This window comes from Weissella sp. MSCH1 (assembly GCF_045799135.1).
Taxonomy (GTDB): domain Bacteria; phylum Bacillota; class Bacilli; order Lactobacillales; family Lactobacillaceae; genus Weissella.
Map to the genome: position 1 here is coordinate 156662 of NZ_JBJMBA010000046.1, position 17623 is coordinate 174284.

A 17623-nucleotide genomic window follows, 5' to 3' on the forward strand; every position below is an offset into this window, starting at 1 on the left:
GCGAAAATTGTATATAGCAAGAAGTTGCTATATAGGCAAAACAGGCACACTTTACACGTGTTACATGTTACAGATCGATAAACGGGGCATTCACCTAAATTTGTAAAAAATTTTCATGTTTTCAACTTCCGGCAGCCCCAGAATGACCGCCCGTACCGTCTGTATGCTTATACATTTTTATGCATATCGCCAATTGGCTATTTATGCATTGCGGACTAAACACGCGAAAATCGCGCGGCAAAATTTAGTCCAACACCCTTACTGTTTGTTAATTGCCACATTCCAACTGACGATTCTTTGGCTACTATTTTTCTAAACATCTGCTCGACAAATCAACACTAAAAAACCAACACAATCAATCAGCAAGTTGCGTAATTGATTGTGTTGGTTTGATGGCATCTATTTGGCAGTGTCGGTTAGCATCTGTGCAAACACCCCAATTTCAATTCATCGCCTTCTCAGTCATCCCCATCCCGCCAGCAAAGCAGCAAAATGGTATACCTGACTAAATGGCTTTAAATACACGACGCGACTCATCAACTGGAATGATTTCTGACTCAACTGAATCGACGCGTCCATATGGGGACGGTGATACTTTAACCCCGTTAACAAAATCTGTCATCACCGTTTCATCAGCCTGCGCTTCGATTCGCACTGATCCATCTGACGCATTCCAGACGACCCCTGTCACACCCAATTTATCCGCCAATTGCTTCGTAAAGTAGCGAAAGCCAACCCCTTGAACGCGGCCTCGCACAATCACTTTTTTCGCTATCATCGTCCCTTACCTCACCTGAAAAACGACACAAAAAATCCCACGGGATACATGTATCTTGTGGGATTAATTATAGCCTTTAATTACTTCTTAGTCGTCAAATCTGTATCGAAATACTTCTCAGACAACTTTTTCATCGTGCCGTCCTTCAACAAAGCCTTTTCCGCCTTGGTGATGGCCTTGGCCAACTTCTTGTCCTTCTTGTTCAACATTGGTGCAGCCGTCGTCTCGCCCAAAGCCTTGGTTACCTTAGCTCGCAAATCTGTCTTTGGGTGGGCCTTCTTGTAAACGCCCCATGAATCTTGTGAGTTCAACGTCACATCAGCCTTACCTGAATCAACCAAGTCCAAAGCTTCCGCAAAACCAGGGGCTGAAACAATCTTTGCCCCCTTCTTTTGGGCTGTTTGACCAAAGTCTGATGACGCCGTTTGTGCAGCCTTCTTACCCTTCAAATCTGAAGCATTCTTGATGTCTGACCCCTTCTTTGTGATCATGACAGAATCTGTGTACAAGTATGCTTGCGCAAACGTGTACGCCTTCTTACGTTCTGGGTTAATTGACATGTTATTAAAGACCACATCATACTTCTTGGCATTCAAACCAGCCACCAATGAATCGAATTTCGTTTGCACAAAGACTGGCTTAAGTTTCATTTCCTTAGCCACAGCCTTAACCAACTCCACTTCAAACCCCGTTAACTTACCAGACTTATTACGGTATGAGAAAGGTGCGTACGTACCTTCCAAACCAACCGTCAACTTGCCCTTCGTGTGCACGCTGCCCTTATATGTAGCTGCAGACGCTGTCAGTGTTGGTACGGCAACGCCACCGATAACCCCAGCTGCGACAAGCGCAACGGTCGTCTTCATCATCTTATTCATGTCTATAATCTCCTAATGCTATCCCGCTGCCCCAATTAACAGCGTCGATCCCAAACTTATTGTTACGACTGAAACGCTGACTGCGACATTTAGTCGCATCCACCAAAATCGTCTTGCATAACGCACCTGTGATACCCGCATCATTTTCTTCTCTTTCTACTAGCTGAAACAGAATGATACGCGTATCCCATTTTTCATACAAACAAAAAAGGAGTTGTTTCGGTCATTTACAAATAATAACCAAAACAACTCCTAAATTGCAAATCAGCGAACCGATATGCTCACGGTCATATCTTTAATTCGTCTTACTTTGTTGGCTTGTGGCTGTAGTCAGCTTCCAAGTACTTAACTGAGATCTTCTTCATCTCGCCGTCCTTGCGCATCTTTGCCTCAGCCTTTGTGACAGCCTTATCCAAAGCCGTCGCCTTCTTATTCATCATTGGTGCAGCACCCGTTACAGGCATGTACTTAGCTGGTGACTTAATGGCAACCAACTTCGTCTCTGGGTGTTCCTTCTTGTAAACACTCCATGCCGCAGCATCGTTCAACGTTGCATCAGCCTTACCGTTCTCAACTGTCGCAACCGCTTCAGCAAATCCAGGTACGGCAACGTTGGTTGAACCCAACTTTTCAGCGTACTTCACATAGTTTCCAACTGCTGATTGGGCAGTCTTCTTGCCCTTGATATCCGTCACAGACTTGATACCAGAGTCCTTCTTCGTGACAACCACACCACCAGTGTAAATGTACTTAGAACCGTAACGGAACAACTTCATACGTTCCTTATTAGGCGCCATGTCATTCAAAATGATGTCGTACTTGTTAGCACGAAGCCCCTCAACCAATGAGTCCCACTTTGTTGGTACAAAGACCACCTTAAGCCCCATCTTCTTACCAATTGCCTTGGCCATATCAACGTCGATACCTTCCAAATTACCGTTCTTAGCACGGTATGAGTAAGGTGCGTACGTACCTTCCAAACCAACAGTTAGTTGATCCTTGTGAACGAGGCCAAGGTCTTTTGTTGTATCCGCATTAGCGATTACACACCCCGGCGCTCAACATTGTTCCTGCTGCAAATACTGCAGCGGCTAGCTTAATCCCATTAAAGCTGTGCTTGTGCATAATATCTTACGCCACCTTTCAAAGTATGAGCAAAATCATAACCCGTTCTCAAATCGTTGTCAAACTGTTTTGTCATAGAATTTTAATTGCCGGGGAAATTTCATCCTAAAACGCTTGCAATAAGTCAGCGAAATCTCTACAATGGACACATATTAAAGTCGTAAAAAAACGAAAGGACCGTTCCCATCATGATGTCAGTTAACACACAAATCACTGTTGCTTGCATCAGCCTAGCGCGCTTATCGCGGTAGGTCGTTTTGGTGAACTAATCATTTCGATGAACCAGTGAGAGCGTGCTAGGCATTCCTGTCGAAACAGAAATTAGCCTGCGCGCTCTTTTTTTGCGCCCAAACATCCAGAAAGGGAATCATCATGTTTGAATTTATCGCTACTTATGCCCCACAATTAATTGTGGCTGGAATTAAGTACACCGTGCCACTTGCACTTATTTCATTTGTTTTTGCCGTTATCATCGCCGCCCTGGTTGCCGTGTTACGTTCATACGTGCCACACGCAACAGGCATCAAGTCAATTGGTTGGCGCATCCTCAAGTTTATCTTGTGGTTCTACGTCTGGCTTTTCCGTTCAACACCAATGCTAGTCCAACTGTTCGTGGTCTTCTATGGTTTGCCAAAGCTTGGTATTAGCTGGTTATCACCTTCAGGCTGGGCGGCAGCCGTGTGGGTATTGTCATTGAATACGGCTGCCTACGCATCTGAAGCCATTCGTGCGGCAATCACCTCAATTCCAGATACACAACGCGAAGCTGGGGCGGCACTCGGTATGACGGATGCCCAAATTTTCATTCGCATCATCTTGCCACAAGCTGCGCGTATTTCAATTCCAACCTTGGCCAACTCATTCATTTCATTGGTTAAGGACACGTCTTTGGCATCTGTCGTGACCATTGTCGAGATGTTCTACCTCTCACAACAATTGGCCGCAACCAACTTCGAGCCGTTGCAAATGTACTTGCTCGTCGCTGCCATCTACGCAATTTTCGTTTCAATCTTGTCGATCCCACAACACTACATCCAACGTTGGGCCGACCGTTTCGTAAAGGTACAGGGGTAATTCATTATGTTGAAGTTAGAACACATTGATAAGCAATATGCAGAACACCACGCCTTGAAGGACATCAACGTCACGTTCAATCCACATGAGACGACCGTTATCGTTGGGCCATCAGGTTCAGGAAAGTCAACCTTGTTGCGTTCTTTGAACTTGTTGGAGCACCCCGACTCAGGTTTGTATACGATTGACGACCGCACAATTGATTTGAGCCAACCGGTTACGACGGATACGTTGTTATGGGTACGACGCAAGACGGGGATGGTTTTCCAACAACCGCGTATGTTCGATCACCTAACGATCCTTGGCAACATCATCGAAGCACCTGTTCACGTGCTAAAGCAAAAGAAAGCTGATGCCACTAAGAAGGCGCATGAGTTGTTACAAGCTGTCGATTTGGATAACACGGCTGACCGTTACCCTTACCAACTTTCTGGTGGGCAAACACAGCGTGTCGCCATCGCCCGTGCTTTGGCCATGGAACCCGATTATTTGTTGTTGGATGAACCAACATCAGCTTTGGATCCTGAATTAGAAGCCCAAGTTTTGCGTGTATTGAACGGATTGGCCAAGGAAGACCAATCAATGATTATCGTGACGCACAACATGGAATTCGCCCGTGAAGCGGCTGACCGGATGTTGTTCCTGGAAGACGGTGAAATCGTTTTCGACGGTACACCAGCTGAATTCTTCAGCGAACCAACCGATCGTATTAAGCACTTCTTGAACGCGTTCAAGTTCGAAAATTAAGTTTACTAAAAAGAGCACTCGCTACCGCGAGTGCTCTTTTTGTCGTTAACGTGTCAGTCTATACGGCTAACTATTTTGCGTCATTAAACTTGGCAAATAAGCCGTAAATACCGGCAATCATCAGCACATAAAGCACAATGGCAACAACTGTATCTAACCATTCCGCGTCACCTAACATTGGTGACAAGAAATCGACGGACGCTGACATCACAAAAGAAAATACAGCTAAGCCAATAAACAAAACCATCGCTGTAATTGCCACATTGGCCCAGTGTGATGATACTGATAGGAACCGGCTCATCCCCAGATTGGCAGCCAGGCCAATAATATTAACCAATAGAAACAAACCAATCATGACAAACACTGTGCCAAGAACAACTTTCCCAATAATTGGCATCACTTCTGACACATTTTGCGGATTAAATCCGACAAATTTTGCATTTACGAACGGTTTAACAATCGCCATGTACACAAGCAACATTGCAAAATAAAGAATAGCATTCACCATCGGCACCAAAAAACGAACCAACAAATTTGTCGTAAAAAAACGGCGTTTCGAGACTGGCAGCAGGACAAAATGGGCGTCTTGCCAAGATAAAACGGCCTGCTTTAACGCCAGCAACCCATAGACAAAATAGAAGAATCCCAGAATTATCAGACCCTGTGTCACAATCGTCCAAACCATGTGGCCAACGGATTGGCCCCACTGTGCATGAATAATTGCCACAGCTACCAACACCATAATACCGGCATAGATTTTCAACACCTGCCACAACGGCCGGTAACTATCTGCAATTATTAATTTCACTAATTGTTTTGTTGATGTCATAACTCAATTCCCCCATTGTCTTCTACATATCGTTGCACATAATATTGTTCCAACGTCATATGCTCATTATCACGAATATCGTCGATCGTCTGATCAACAATGATATGTGCATCTTTTAGAATGAGAACACGATCGACAACCGGTTCAATTTCTGCGATTTCATGTGTCGACATCAAAATCGTCGCATCATCCGGCACCCATTGAATCAGCGTTTGTAGCAACTTACGCCGTGTCAGGACATCGACACCACTAAACGGCTCATCCAGCATGAACACCTTAGCATCTCGGGATACCGTCAATGCAAAAATCAACCGTTCTAGCATTCCCTTTGATAAGGCAGATACTTGATCTTGCTCGTTGAGCCGAAGCGTTTTATTTACTTCAGTCCAGCGTTCCTGATTAAAATCCGGATAACCCGCACGATAAAAAGCCAATACATCTGCAATCGTATCGCGCTTGCGAACCCAATTAAGGCTTGGGATAAAAGCCACGGCGGATTTAAGCGCATCGCCCGTTAGACCATCCAATGTGATATTGGCCCCTTTCTTCGGCAACACAGCCCCCGCAATCAAGCGCATCAATGTTGTTTTCCCGACGCCATTTTCACCCAGTACCCCAATGATTTCTGGTGCGTCACTCTCAAAGTTGATGTCTTGCAACACTGAGCGTCGACCACGCGCGTAATTTAATCCCGCTACTTTAAACATGCCCCTTACTCCTTCTGTACTGACTCTAAAGTTTCCGCAATAATGTGCCGTAACTCATCTTCCGAAACAAAGGTCAAACTATTTTTAATAAACGTTTCCGCCATCACTCTAATTTTTTTCGTTCGAATCATTTCAAACGTCTTTTCATTCGATGTTACAAAATTTCCCAGGCCACGCCGCGTTTCAACTAAACCGCTCTCAACCAAACGGTTCACCGCATTTTGCACAGTACGGCCGTTAATCACTAATGTAGCCGCTAGTTCACGAACGCCAGGAATCTTTGTATTCATTGGATACTTACCATCTAAGATTTCCCGCTCTAGAAAATCGGCGACTTGAATATATAATGGTTCACTATCATTGAATTCCATCATTCGCCCTCCTGATATAGTGTAGTATAACACTACTACACTAAGTTGCAAGCGCTACTAAAAAAGCCAGGCTAAAATTGCCTGACTTTATTTCATACTTATTTTTTAGGTAACTGTAACTGCCAACGCTCATTAAAGAACTTGCGGTAGGCCATAAAACTAGCAAAAACCGATGAAATACCAGTTGCTGACAACAACATGAACACCACCATGATTTGATATTTAATCGCATGAATTGGATCAACGCCCGCCATAATCAAACCGGACATCATCCCTGGCAATGAGACCAAGCCATATGTCCGCACTGAATCAATTGTCGGTTGCATCCCTGTTCGGATTGCTTCGCGGACAATTTCACCGGCTGCTAATTTTGGCGATGCGCCCAAAGCCAACCGTTCAAACACTTGACCTTGTTGGTCACGGAATTGTTGATTCAGACTGCGATAGACAAGTCCCACCGCCGTCATCGAGTTTCCTGCGACCATACCAGTCACTGGAATCATTTGGTATGGTTCAAACTTCAGTACACCGGTTAAGACCAGAATGCTCATCGTGATGGTTGTTGATAGTAATAAGCCCCACCATGAAATCACAAACGCCCCCGGAATACCTTGACTCCGCTTCTTTCCATTGCGAGCTGCGTTATAAATAATGAATAGTTGCATAATCAATGTTAGCAACCAATTATCCACGTTGAAAATAAACTTCAATAGGTATCCAACAATAATTAATTGCACAATCGCGCGGGCAACTGAAATAATTGTCTCTTTCTCTAACCGCAACTTTTGTCGGTAGCTAATGACCAAGGAAATGACAACTAAGATAAACGCTAATGCTAACGACCAGTTACTAACATTAATTTGACTGTTCATGACGTCGTGCCCCCTCTCCGTTTTGAATCGTTAAGATATCTTGGGCATCGGCAATTTCACCTTCATCGTGCGTCACTGATAACACAATTAACCGTTCGCGCGCATGCAACGCACGAATCGCACGCCAAATAACCTGCTTTGTCTCTGCATCTAAGCCGGTTGATATTTCATCAAGTAGCAGAACCTTGGGTGGAAATAGTAGATTGCGCAACACCCCGACGCGCTGACGCTCACCACCCGACAACTCTGTCACAGCTTTATCTAAATAATCCGCCGGCAAATCCATCTGTTCCAACCCCGCAATTTGTTGCTGATCATTTGGTGTTTGTTGGCGCACCAGATATGGTAAATCTAGATTATCACGCACTGTTTCCCCAAATAATTGGGCAGATTGTGTGGCATACGACACTTGTTGACGATAGTCGCCAATCGGCAAGCGCATGACGTCTTCATCATTCAAAAAAATATGCCCCTCTGTAATATCCTGCAACCCAGCAATGGCTTTTAGTAGGGTACTTTTTCCGCCACCCGACGGACCAACCACGGTTACCCAATCACCATCATGCAACTCAAAACTAATATCATGCCAAATTTGACGACCTTCAACCTGATAGCCCGCCTGATCAACCACTAGCTTCGTCATAAAAACCTCCCCAAATAAAAAATGATACACACCATCCTGTATATCATTTTACACAATTATTCTTCTGTGGTTGCCGAAATCTCTTGCGTCACGACTGGCAGCATCTCTAACCAAGTCGTTTCAAATAACGCTTTAAACAAATTATCGTCCCATTTATCCGCAAAAAATGGGTGATAAAAATACGTGAAGGTTTGCATGATGGTCATACCACGTTGATGACGAAATGTATCCCATGCCATGATATTTTCAACTGCAGCCGCAAAGTCCTGCAGCCGTGGGTCAATCAAAACACTGCGATCGGCAAGTTGTTCCTCATAGAACGCCATCATTTCCGGTTCGCGGCCAAACCCTTCCCGCCGACGTGAGGCCAATAGCCACAGCCAATCATGCAACGCGGTTTCTCGTTCCTCTTCAGGCGCTCGGACATTTGCTGCCCACACTGGACCATCCACTTGTTCAAGCCAATCGGTATTCATCGACTCAAACAACGCTTCCTTATTGGCAAAATGCTTGTACAACGCCGCTGGTGTAATCTCTAGTCGGCGGGCCACATCCGCCAATCGTGATTTTTCAAAGCCTTTTTCAGCTAAAACTTGTCGTGCAGCGTCAAAGATAGATTCTGTTGTAACCTTTGCCATGGCGCTCCGCCTCCTTTGTTTTGGCAACAATTAACTGCCTTGCTTTCTACATTATAATCGAACCTTAAAAAAGTGCCTAATCTTTTCAACTTATTAATATTTTTGGTATAGTGGACAAGTAGTTATTTGCTTATTTTTAGCAAGTAACAGAGAGAGTCGCATGGTTGTTTATTATTTAAACAACACTAATTTAATAGGAGTGTGAACAAAATGGCAATTTCATCATTGACTGACACATACACGCTTTCAAACGGTGTTAAAATTCCTGTCGTAGGATTTGGAACTTGGCAAACGCCCGATGGTGACGTGGCTTACCAAAGCACGATTGATGCTTTAGCCGCTGGCTACCGTCACATCGATACGGCTGCTGCTTACGGTAACGAAGAATCAATCGGTCGCGCCTTGAAGGATTCAGGCATCGCCCGCGAAGAAATCTTCGTAACGTCAAAGTTGTGGAACGACATGCACGGTTACGAATCTGCTAAGCAAGCCTTGGATGACACGTTGAAGCGCTTGGATTTGGACTACTTGGACCTTTACTTGATCCACTGGCCAAACCCAAAGGATAACCGTGACAACTGGGCCGAAGCAAATGCTGAAACATGGCGTGCTATGGAAGAAGCATACGAAGCTGGCAAGGTTCGTGCCATCGGAATTTCAAACTTCCAAGTTCACCACTTCGAAGAGTTGTTGAAGACGGCTAAGGTAACGCCTATGGTTAACCAATTGTTTGTTAACCCTTCTGACATGGAAGACGAAATCGTGGCTTTCAACAACGAGCACAACGTTTTGACGGAAGCTTACTCACCATTGGGAACGGGTAAGATGTTGACGGTTGCCGCAATTCAAGAAATTGCTGACAAGTACAACAAGTCAGTTGCGCAAATCGCATTGCGTTGGTCATTGCAACACGGCTTCTTGCCATTGCCAAAGTCAACGCACAAGGAGCGTATTATCGAAAACGGTCAACTCTTTGACTTTGAGTTGACGGCTGATGATATGGCTGCCTTGGACAAGCTTGAAGGCGTAGCTGGTTCACACAACGACGCTGACAAAACAAACTTCTAATTTACTAGACAAAAACACCCTGGCTGAACGACTCGGCCAGGGTGTTTTTGTGTTAAGGAACGATTCAATCTCGGAATCATTCACGTGACATAAAGCAGATCTCTCACCAACTACTTCATATCGTTCAGTATTTATTTCTTAGTGCGTAGCGCAACTGAGATGCCACCTACAACAAGCAAAACAACAGTTGCCAATACGATATCCAAGCTAACTTGGACCATTGATGCGTTACCCTCAAGGCTCAACAAGTACATCAAGCCAATTACAAGAGCGACCGTTACAACACCAAAAATTGCTGATGCCTTCAAAGACATCGCGTACTTCATATCTTGCACGATAAAAACCTCTCTCAACATATATCTCACACGAATATTTATTATAACCGTTACTTACTATTATTCAAGAGGAAACGGCAAAACCCGTCCACAAAAATGGATAACATTGTTAACTAATTATAAGTGTCACCTATATGTTCCACGTGAAACAAAAGGTGACGCACCACCTTAGCAATGCGTCACCTTAATTAATCTTGTTTAAATTGTGTTGCGACATATTCCTGATACAACTTATGTGTTGCAACAAGTTCTTGGTGTGTCCCTGATCCGCTCACATGCCCTTGCTCAATAAAATAAATATTGTCCGCGTCGACAATGGTACTTAATCGGTGAGCAATTACTAATGTTGTCCGGCCCTTCATCAAAGACTCCAGTGCCTTTTGAACCATCGCTTCAGACTCTGAATCAAGGCTAGCCGTCGCCTCATCAAGCATCAAAATCTTAGGGTCGCGCAAGAATGCCCGTGCAATTGCCAAACGCTGACGTTGCCCACCAGATACTTTGACACCTCGTTCGCCAACTTCAGTATCAAGCCCCGCTGGCATATCACGGACAAACTTCTCCGCAAACGCCAAACCAAGTACCCGCCACAAATCATCATCGGTATAGTCACCTGCCAACCCATAGGTTAAATTATGCCGAATCGTCCCTGCCATAATCGCAGAATCTTGACTAACGAAACCAATTTGGGCACGCCAATCTGCCAATTGTACATCCTGCACATTCGTCGTACCAATACTGATTTGTCCGGCCGTTGGCTCATAGTACCGTTCCAGCAAACCGAAAAGCGTTGATTTTCCACCCCCGGAAGGGCCAGCAAAAGCGACTACCGTGTTAGGTTTTGCTTCAAATGAAACATCCGTCAAAATTTGCTTAGTGTCGTCATAGGCAAAGTCAACATGCTTCATAGCCAACGTCTGTCCTTCAACATCGATAACCGCACCCTGACTAAATTCTTCTTCAGGTTCTGCCAATAGCGTTTGCACACGTTCAGTCGAACCGCTGGCCTTAGCTAAATCTGAGAAGAATTGGCCCAGCGTCGCAGCGGGGCCCAACAGTTGGAAAAGATACATTAAGAATGAAAACATCGTGCCCATCGTCATGCTACCTTGCGCGACACGGTGGGCACCATAACCAAGCACACCCACAAACAAGCCCATCATCACGGCGGTCATAAGCGGACCAGCAATTGAATCATAGACGGCCTCGCGGAGACCAATCTGATACAACTTTTTGATCGTCGTGTGACCCTTGGTCGTCTCAAACGATTCTGCATTTGATGACTTAACTAGCCGAATTTCGCTGAGTGTTTCACCGGCCTCACCATTAAAATCAGCTAACGCATTTTGGCGATCACGACCAATCTTATGAGACTGACGCATCACTGGCATCATGACGAGCATAACCAATGGAATTGCTAACGCCATAATTGCTGTCATCCGCCAATCCTTAATAACCATCAACGTGAGTGCACCCACAACCGTTAACAATGATGTCATCATACGTGGAAATGAATTAGCCAATAAATCTTTAATTTGGGTAGAATCATTAATCAAGCGTGACGTCATTTCTCCCGCTTTCGTGTCATCAAAATAACTGACCCGCAAACGAATGAGTTTATCCCATAAATTATTACGCAACCGGCTGACGACATTTTCACCAAAAATACCGAGTACTGTGCCTGACACCGCACTAATAACTGCACTCAAGATAAACATGCCGATAACACTTATCAACAAGGTCTTGTTGATTGCCTTACCAAAGCCATTAATCAAATCACCCGCCAAATGCGGTACGGCCAATTGAATGCCCGTTGCAATTACACCCAAACCCAAGCCCAGCGCTAACTGCCAATAAGCCGGTTTTGTCTGGCGCACCAACGCCATAAATGCTTTCATGTTAAACTTCGCTGGTCGCGTATAGGGTGTATCACGACCGATTTCACGATTATCCATGCTTAAATATCCTCATCCTCACCTTTGGTTGTCTTATTGTTGCGATTAAACCAGCCAGCAAACGGAAAATCACCATGCCCGTCATGGCGCATTTGATGCATTTGGCGATGCATATCACGACCCATACGATGCATGTCCCGCATTGACTGATGGTCCATCCCCTTAAACTGATCACCAAATGCGCCAAAAGCTTCGCGCATTTCTTCGGGCGTCACTTGAATGTCTTCTACATTAGCCGCTACTCGGCGCAACAATGACTGCAACTGTTCTTGCTCAGCACCAGTTAAGACGTTAAAGGCACGTTCACTCAATGAATCGTTGCCATTATGCAAACCAGCTAACGTTTCTTCACCAAGCGTTGTAATAAAAATTAACGATACCCGACCGTCGGTTTCTGAGGCCCGTCGTTCTGCCATCCCGGCGTCGACCAATGCTTTCACTTGCAAGCTAACCGAACTTGGCCGAATATCCAATTTTTCAGCAATTTCAGCATTCGTGATACCGTCTTGCTTCCCCAACAATGACAATAGCCGCAAACGACCACGACCCAAATTTTCATCACTGTTGCGCTTTGTGCGATTGTTAAGTGCCATCGCCGTCATAAAATAGCGAGATTGTAGCAAACGGCCAAACGTTGCCATTAAATCCTGTGTCTCATCTGTCATAATTTAATTTGCCTCTTTTTGTTTTCAATAAATATATCGTTAGGTTTCATTTGGTTAACCTAACGAAAAAGAAGTATAAACCGTTAGTTAGGTTTCGTCAACACAAACCTAACAATCAATCAAAAAAAATGCGACTAACGCCGAAACGTCAGTCGCATTTTTTCTAATCTTCACGCAACCAAACCGCGTCTGATTGCTCATTATCATTAATCACTTGATGCACCGTTTTTTGTGCTTGAGGCACAAACATCAACGGTTCTGGGTTAACCGGCACATACTGCACATGCAAGGTTTCGTTCCCGTCTTCCTGCAAATCTCCAGCCGCTAAGGTCACTTCAAACCCCATTGCCAACGTTTCTTGGGCATCACCCCATCGATTTTCAGCAACAATTTCAGAAGAAACACCAATCAAGCGTTTCACTTGCACCGTTAGTCCTGTCTCTTCCTTGAATTCACGCACAATGGCCTGTTGCGGTGTCTCGCCATACTCCACGTAACCACCTGGGAAGCCCCAGCCTTTTTGAATATCAGACCGCTTTTCTAATAAGATAGCGCTCCGATCTGCAGACCACAATACACCAAAAACAGTGTTGAAAATCATGCCTTCATGACCAACTTTTGCCCGCATGCGCGCAATATAATTCTGTTCTGCCATAATCAATCATCCCCCTTATTACTAGTTATTTAACCACGACCTGGCAAAATAACAAGTCCTTAACGACGAAGATGATGAAACAAGCTATTCAAATAAGTGCCGGCGTAATAAATACCTGCCGGCACAACAATAATCCCCGCAATTAGGACACTAAAATGCTGCTGGAAAAATGGCATTGACCCCAGATAATACCCAATTAGCGTTGATCCAAGCACCCAAATTAAGGCACCAATCATATTTTCACGTTGAAAAGTTGCTTGATCATATCGACTTTCACCCGCAATTATTGGAATAAAAATACCCAGGACCGGAATATATCGCCCAAATAACATGGCTAATTTGGCATGCTGATTAAAAAAATCAACTGTATCATCCATACGTCGATTGCGTGTATTATGAGCTAATCCACGTCGGAATTTAAAACGCCAGCCCAGATAGACCACTGGCAAATAGCCTAACCATAACCACCATAATTGGATTGGAATTTCTTGATGAGCCGCCAAACTCCCCGCCAAAAACATGGTCGTTTCTGCAGGGAGCCATGCAAACAGGACAAAGTAACTTTCAAAACCAACAATTGCCCATAAAACGGGGTAGACCAACCAAGGGTTCATCATAATCGGCTTTATAAAGAGCACTGGATTACGAATAATCGCGATCACATCTGTTAGCTCAATCATCCGTTACAGTCCAATCATCTGGCAACACGGTCATAAAGCTAATGTATGTTGTGATGGTGTGCTCATACCCATTATTGCCATCATTCGCCATGTGTTGGAACAACTTTGCATACACAGGATGTGTCTTGACATAGGCCATAACATTCGCCGTCCGGGCTGGGATTTCTAACCCTTGGGCGCCTAGCATCAAATCTTGCACCCATTGATAAGGCGTCATTGTACCACCGTCCCACCATGGCGTCTCGGCGTGATAAAAATCGTGGACACTTGGCGCCAAAGCATAATACAACTGTTGGCCCCGTTCCAACTTCGCCTCATCTTCAACTAAGTCGCCACCAAATGGCCGCCCATTAATGCGCTCGAATTCTGTTCGAACCGCGTCATAAGCCGACAGTGGCAAGATATGTTGTTGCCCAATATGGGTAAAGCCCCACGCTTCCAATGGAAAAGTTGGTGCGACATCAAGTGGATTAATAATGGCATGCACCTGTGGGTACGCGTCCGCATAATCCTCATTTGCGACCTGTTTGTAAGTTGTCGTTGGCGCAAACGCGTATGCATATACCGCCGTTTCGCCCGCATCAACCAACAATTTACCGACAACCTCTGTCGCACTGCCGCCACGCGAATGCCCCGTTACCCAGAACACATTTTGCTGTTCCGGATTGCCTTCTGTTAGCATAAAGTCACGTAATTGGGCTGCTACTTTTTGGCCGATGAAAATCATGTTATTCATGCCTGGTGCATCATCATCACCAATCATGAAATCACCAGACCATTCTGCACTTTGCGGCGTCCCTCGAATAGTCGCAGCGAACAGATTCATATCGGGCAATCGCTTAACGCCTAACGTGAAGGCCACGTTATTCGGATCATCTGCAATGCCATAGTTAAAGTCACTCGTCGTAAAGCCTAACTTTTGTAGATTTGCCGCTGCATAGCCGGTTCCTACCGGTTGACTGTCCTTGGTATACGTTGAACCAGCCATCACGACACTAACCCGCGCTAAATCATGTTGATATTGTTTACTATCTTGTCGAAACAAGTCATCAGTATACGGAACATCTAGCTCACGCGCGCTAGGCGTCGCGTTACCGTTATGACTTGTTGTAAATGTTAATGCCACCATGCCATCTCACCTCCGAATTTTTGTCTCTCTGTGGTCATTATACATTAAGGACGTTAAACGTCACCGCCATTAACTATGTTGTCAGTATAAAAAAAGGCTAAGACAGAAATCTCTGTCTTAGCCCCAAAACGCCTTTTGTATCACGCTTCTTTAATAATTACTTTGCCGGTGCCGTTGGTACCTCAACATCACCAGCCACGATTGCCGCTTTAGCTGCCGCAACGGCATCCTTTTCTTGCGTATTCAAGTTCTTGGTCACGATTGAAACACCATTTTGCTTCAATCCCAAGACAATATGCTTACCACCTGGGAAGTTGCCGGCCTTGGCCTTGTCTGCAATCATTGCCAAGCCAGTTCCAACACCCTTAACGGATGACGTCAAGGTGAAGTTACTCTTCTCACCATCCTTGGCCGTATAATCACCCATATCAGATTGGTCCATATCAACACCGATTACCCAAACTTTTTGCTTGGCATCAGCATCAACCGTCACATTGTTATCCTTGGCTGCCGTAAAGACGCCGTTACCAGCTGGTCCAGCCGCGTGGAAAATTACTTGCTCACCCTTTGTAATCATGGCATTCGCAATTGTCTTTCCCTTCGCCGCATCAGTAAATGAGTTTGCGTATTGTACATCAACCGTCATCTTTGGATCCACCGACTTAACACCCGCCACATAGCCGGCCTCAAAGGCATCAATCACGGCGCCACGTTGACCACCAACAAAGCCAACTGCCTTGTCGCCTAGCTCTTGTGCCTTAGTTGCCGCTGCAACGCCAACCAAGTAAGATGATTCCTCTGACTTGAACGTAATCGAAGCAACGTTCTTATACTTACTGTCGACCACATCATCAATCTGTAGGAACTTCGTGTTTTCATGCTGCTTAGCTGCGTTGGTCAATGCATCCTTCGTTGCATAACCAACGCCGGCAACTAGGTTGTAGCCACCTTCAACGGCCTGTGAAAAGTTTGGGGCAAAATCGGCGGCTGTCTTTGACTCAAAGTACGTGTAACCACCCTTGCCTTCAGCCAACTTATTTTCCTTACCCCACTTTTGCAAACCTTCCCATGCACTTTGGTTAAATGACTTATCATCTACGCCACCAACGTCTGTCACCATCGCAACTGAGAATTGCTTTTCCGTATCGGCATCGCCGACAATCCCTGATTGATAAACGCCAACACCAACCGCTGCAATCGCCAATACGGCACCAAACAACTTAACACGACCTGAAACCATTTTAAATTCCTCCATAGATGCCTACCCTCACTGTGATAGGACTTGAATAGTTCCGGGTTTCCCAAAACGACTCGTGGTTTTTGACACGTCCCTTTCGAATAACCGCATATAATCGTATATTAAACAGACCGCCACCGCAATTTGTTCGTGTTGAACAAATTGTGAAGAATATGAACATTTGAGGAAATCCCCACCGAGACTGACTTGGCGCATGCTTTTTTTAGCAATCAACAAAACCCGAAGGACACTTATTTTTCGTGTACTTCGGGTTTTAATCGTTTTTATTACCGTGCGATTAACTGTCGTTCGCAGAATTATTGCCGTTTCGTCACATTCATAATCATTATCGCACCCAACGTTAACACAATCCCCACGACTTGGAATGCCTGAAACTGCACACCTAATATCAACGCCGACAAGACCGTTGCACTGAGTGGTTCCAACATGCCAAGCATCCCCACTGTTTCTGGTGCCACTTTGCGCAAACTAGCGATGTACCATACAAACGCCACAATTGATCCAAAGACAACGATAAAGAATAATAGCGTTAAATCGATTGCATCAAAATGATAAGCCGGATGGTACAGCGGTGCATAGAAATTAGCCGCCAGACCACCAATGAACATCCCCCAACCAACTACCAAAATTGCATCATGTTGTTGCAATAGTCTGCCAGGAATCAATGTATAAGCAACCAAGCCAATTGCAGACAGAATACCGAACAGCAATGTTTGGTCATTAATTTCTAGACGGGTTAAATTACCATTCGTTACCAGTAAGAAAATGCCGACTAGCGAAAGTACGACCGCAATCACTTCTTGCCGACGTGGCCACGTTTGCCGAAAAATTGCCAGAAAAATAACAATCAATGCCGGCGCCATATACTGCAACACGGTCGCCACCGCCGCATTACCATAATAGAGCGTCCGAACAAAATTAGATTGCGCAAAATAAATACCAATTAAACTAAACGCCAACAAGATACCGGCATCCTTGGGACTCCGCCAAATTTTAAAAATATTCTGACGTCGTAGCAATGAATAAATTAATAACACAATACCTGAAATAAATAGCCGTGCCGTCGTTAGCCAATCTGGTGATACGTTGATTCTTTCAAACAGGATATTTGAAAGAATCCCGTTAATCCCCCAAAATAGGGCCCCACCAGCAGCCATGCCGACATACCACTTCTTACTCACAACCCCACCACCTAACTTATTAAAATAAAGTCTAA

General features: G+C 44.9%; 20 protein-coding genes. 3 read left to right on the forward strand and 17 right to left on the reverse strand.

Going from position 1 to position 17623, the window contains the following annotated elements; genetic code table 11:
- Window positions 1-505: 505 nt before the first annotated feature.
- The 3 genes from ACJ28U_RS11230 to ACJ28U_RS11240 all read right to left on the reverse strand — a co-directional run bounded on the left by ACJ28U_RS11230 (window position 506) and on the right by ACJ28U_RS11240 (window position 2636).
- On the reverse strand, window positions 506-778 hold the full coding sequence (locus ACJ28U_RS11230; protein WP_043707900.1) for an acylphosphatase: 273 nt from the start codon (window positions 776-778) through the stop codon (window positions 506-508).
- An 80-nt stretch (window positions 779-858) separates the two neighbouring features.
- Window positions 859-1656: a transporter substrate-binding domain-containing protein gene (locus ACJ28U_RS11235; protein WP_407619321.1), complete on the reverse strand. Its 798-nt coding sequence runs from the start codon at window positions 1654-1656 to the stop codon at window positions 859-861.
- 305 nt (window positions 1657-1961) lie between these two features.
- A complete protein-coding gene (locus tag ACJ28U_RS11240) occupies window positions 1962-2636 on the reverse strand; it encodes a transporter substrate-binding domain-containing protein (protein ID WP_010373225.1) in 675 nt (224 codons plus the stop codon).
- 517 nt (window positions 2637-3153) lie between these two features.
- Between ACJ28U_RS11240 and ACJ28U_RS11245 the strand changes: the two genes are divergently transcribed.
- Both ACJ28U_RS11245 and ACJ28U_RS11250 read left to right on the forward strand, forming a co-directional pair.
- Window positions 3154-3855, forward strand: a complete 702-nt coding sequence (locus ACJ28U_RS11245; protein ID WP_010373230.1) for an amino acid ABC transporter permease — start codon at window positions 3154-3156, stop codon at window positions 3853-3855.
- 6 nt (window positions 3856-3861) lie between these two features.
- Window positions 3862-4602: an amino acid ABC transporter ATP-binding protein gene (locus tag ACJ28U_RS11250; protein ID WP_010373233.1), complete on the forward strand. Its 741-nt coding sequence runs from the start codon at window positions 3862-3864 to the stop codon at window positions 4600-4602.
- A gap of 70 nt (window positions 4603-4672) precedes the next feature.
- Here ACJ28U_RS11250 and ACJ28U_RS11255 read toward each other — a convergent pair whose 3' ends face one another.
- The 6 genes from ACJ28U_RS11255 to ACJ28U_RS11280 all read right to left on the reverse strand — a co-directional run bounded on the left by ACJ28U_RS11255 (window position 4673) and on the right by ACJ28U_RS11280 (window position 8662).
- Entirely contained in the window at window positions 4673-5431 is a 759-nt protein-coding gene (locus ACJ28U_RS11255) for a hypothetical protein (protein WP_407619322.1), read from the reverse strand.
- Window positions 5428-6138 carry an ATP-binding cassette domain-containing protein gene (locus ACJ28U_RS11260; RefSeq protein WP_407619323.1) on the reverse strand — a complete coding sequence of 237 codons (711 nt, stop codon included), beginning with the start codon at window positions 6136-6138 and terminating at the stop codon, window positions 5428-5430. Before ACJ28U_RS11260 ends, ACJ28U_RS11255 begins: the two co-directional genes overlap by 4 nt.
- A gap of 5 nt (window positions 6139-6143) precedes the next feature.
- Window positions 6144-6512: a GntR family transcriptional regulator gene (locus ACJ28U_RS11265; RefSeq protein ID WP_242440095.1), complete on the reverse strand. Its 369-nt coding sequence runs from the start codon at window positions 6510-6512 to the stop codon at window positions 6144-6146.
- A 95-nt stretch (window positions 6513-6607) separates the two neighbouring features.
- Complete coding sequence (locus tag ACJ28U_RS11270) at window positions 6608-7381, reverse strand: ABC transporter permease (protein ID WP_407619324.1); 774 nt, start codon at window positions 7379-7381, stop codon at window positions 6608-6610.
- Entirely contained in the window at window positions 7365-8024 is a 660-nt protein-coding gene (locus tag ACJ28U_RS11275; RefSeq protein WP_099088847.1) for an ATP-binding cassette domain-containing protein, read from the reverse strand. Before ACJ28U_RS11275 ends, ACJ28U_RS11270 begins: the two co-directional genes overlap by 17 nt.
- Before the next feature lie 56 nt (window positions 8025-8080).
- Window positions 8081-8662, reverse strand: a complete 582-nt coding sequence (locus tag ACJ28U_RS11280) for a TetR/AcrR family transcriptional regulator (RefSeq protein ID WP_099088846.1) — start codon at window positions 8660-8662, stop codon at window positions 8081-8083.
- A 210-nt stretch (window positions 8663-8872) separates the two neighbouring features.
- Between ACJ28U_RS11280 and ACJ28U_RS11285 the strand changes: the two genes are divergently transcribed.
- Complete coding sequence (locus tag ACJ28U_RS11285; protein ID WP_407619325.1) at window positions 8873-9730, forward strand: aldo/keto reductase; 858 nt, start codon at window positions 8873-8875, stop codon at window positions 9728-9730.
- Between the two features lie 131 nt (window positions 9731-9861).
- On the opposite strand, the gene ACJ28U_RS11290 is transcribed toward ACJ28U_RS11285, so the two are convergent.
- The 8 genes from ACJ28U_RS11290 to ACJ28U_RS11325 form a co-directional block, all read right to left on the reverse strand.
- Window positions 9862-10056 (reverse strand): hypothetical protein, encoded by a 195-nt coding sequence (locus tag ACJ28U_RS11290; protein ID WP_242440105.1) that lies wholly within the window; start codon window positions 10054-10056, stop codon window positions 9862-9864.
- A gap of 197 nt (window positions 10057-10253) precedes the next feature.
- Complete coding sequence (locus ACJ28U_RS11295; protein ID WP_407619326.1) at window positions 10254-12020, reverse strand: ABC transporter ATP-binding protein; 1767 nt, start codon at window positions 12018-12020, stop codon at window positions 10254-10256.
- Between the two features lie 2 nt (window positions 12021-12022).
- The gene (locus ACJ28U_RS11300) at window positions 12023-12685 is read right to left on the reverse strand and encodes a MarR family winged helix-turn-helix transcriptional regulator (RefSeq protein WP_099088843.1); all 663 of its coding nucleotides are present in this window, start codon (window positions 12683-12685) and stop codon (window positions 12023-12025) included.
- Window positions 12686-12848: 163 nt separating this feature from the next.
- Window positions 12849-13340 carry an NUDIX domain-containing protein gene (locus tag ACJ28U_RS11305; protein ID WP_407619327.1) on the reverse strand — a complete coding sequence of 164 codons (492 nt, stop codon included), beginning with the start codon at window positions 13338-13340 and terminating at the stop codon, window positions 12849-12851.
- 59 nt (window positions 13341-13399) lie between these two features.
- Complete coding sequence (locus ACJ28U_RS11310) at window positions 13400-14020, reverse strand: DedA family protein (protein WP_407619328.1); 621 nt, start codon at window positions 14018-14020, stop codon at window positions 13400-13402.
- A complete protein-coding gene (locus ACJ28U_RS11315; RefSeq protein ID WP_407619329.1) occupies window positions 14013-15149 on the reverse strand; it encodes a lipase family protein in 1137 nt (378 codons plus the stop codon). Before ACJ28U_RS11315 ends, ACJ28U_RS11310 begins: the two co-directional genes overlap by 8 nt.
- Window positions 15150-15306: 157 nt before the next feature.
- Window positions 15307-16389: a BMP family protein gene (locus ACJ28U_RS11320; RefSeq protein ID WP_407619402.1), complete on the reverse strand. Its 1083-nt coding sequence runs from the start codon at window positions 16387-16389 to the stop codon at window positions 15307-15309.
- Between the two features lie 314 nt (window positions 16390-16703).
- Window positions 16704-17588, reverse strand: coding sequence for a DMT family transporter (locus ACJ28U_RS11325; RefSeq protein ID WP_407619330.1), 885 nt, complete (start codon window positions 17586-17588; stop codon window positions 16704-16706).
- Window positions 17589-17623: the final 35 nt, after the last annotated feature.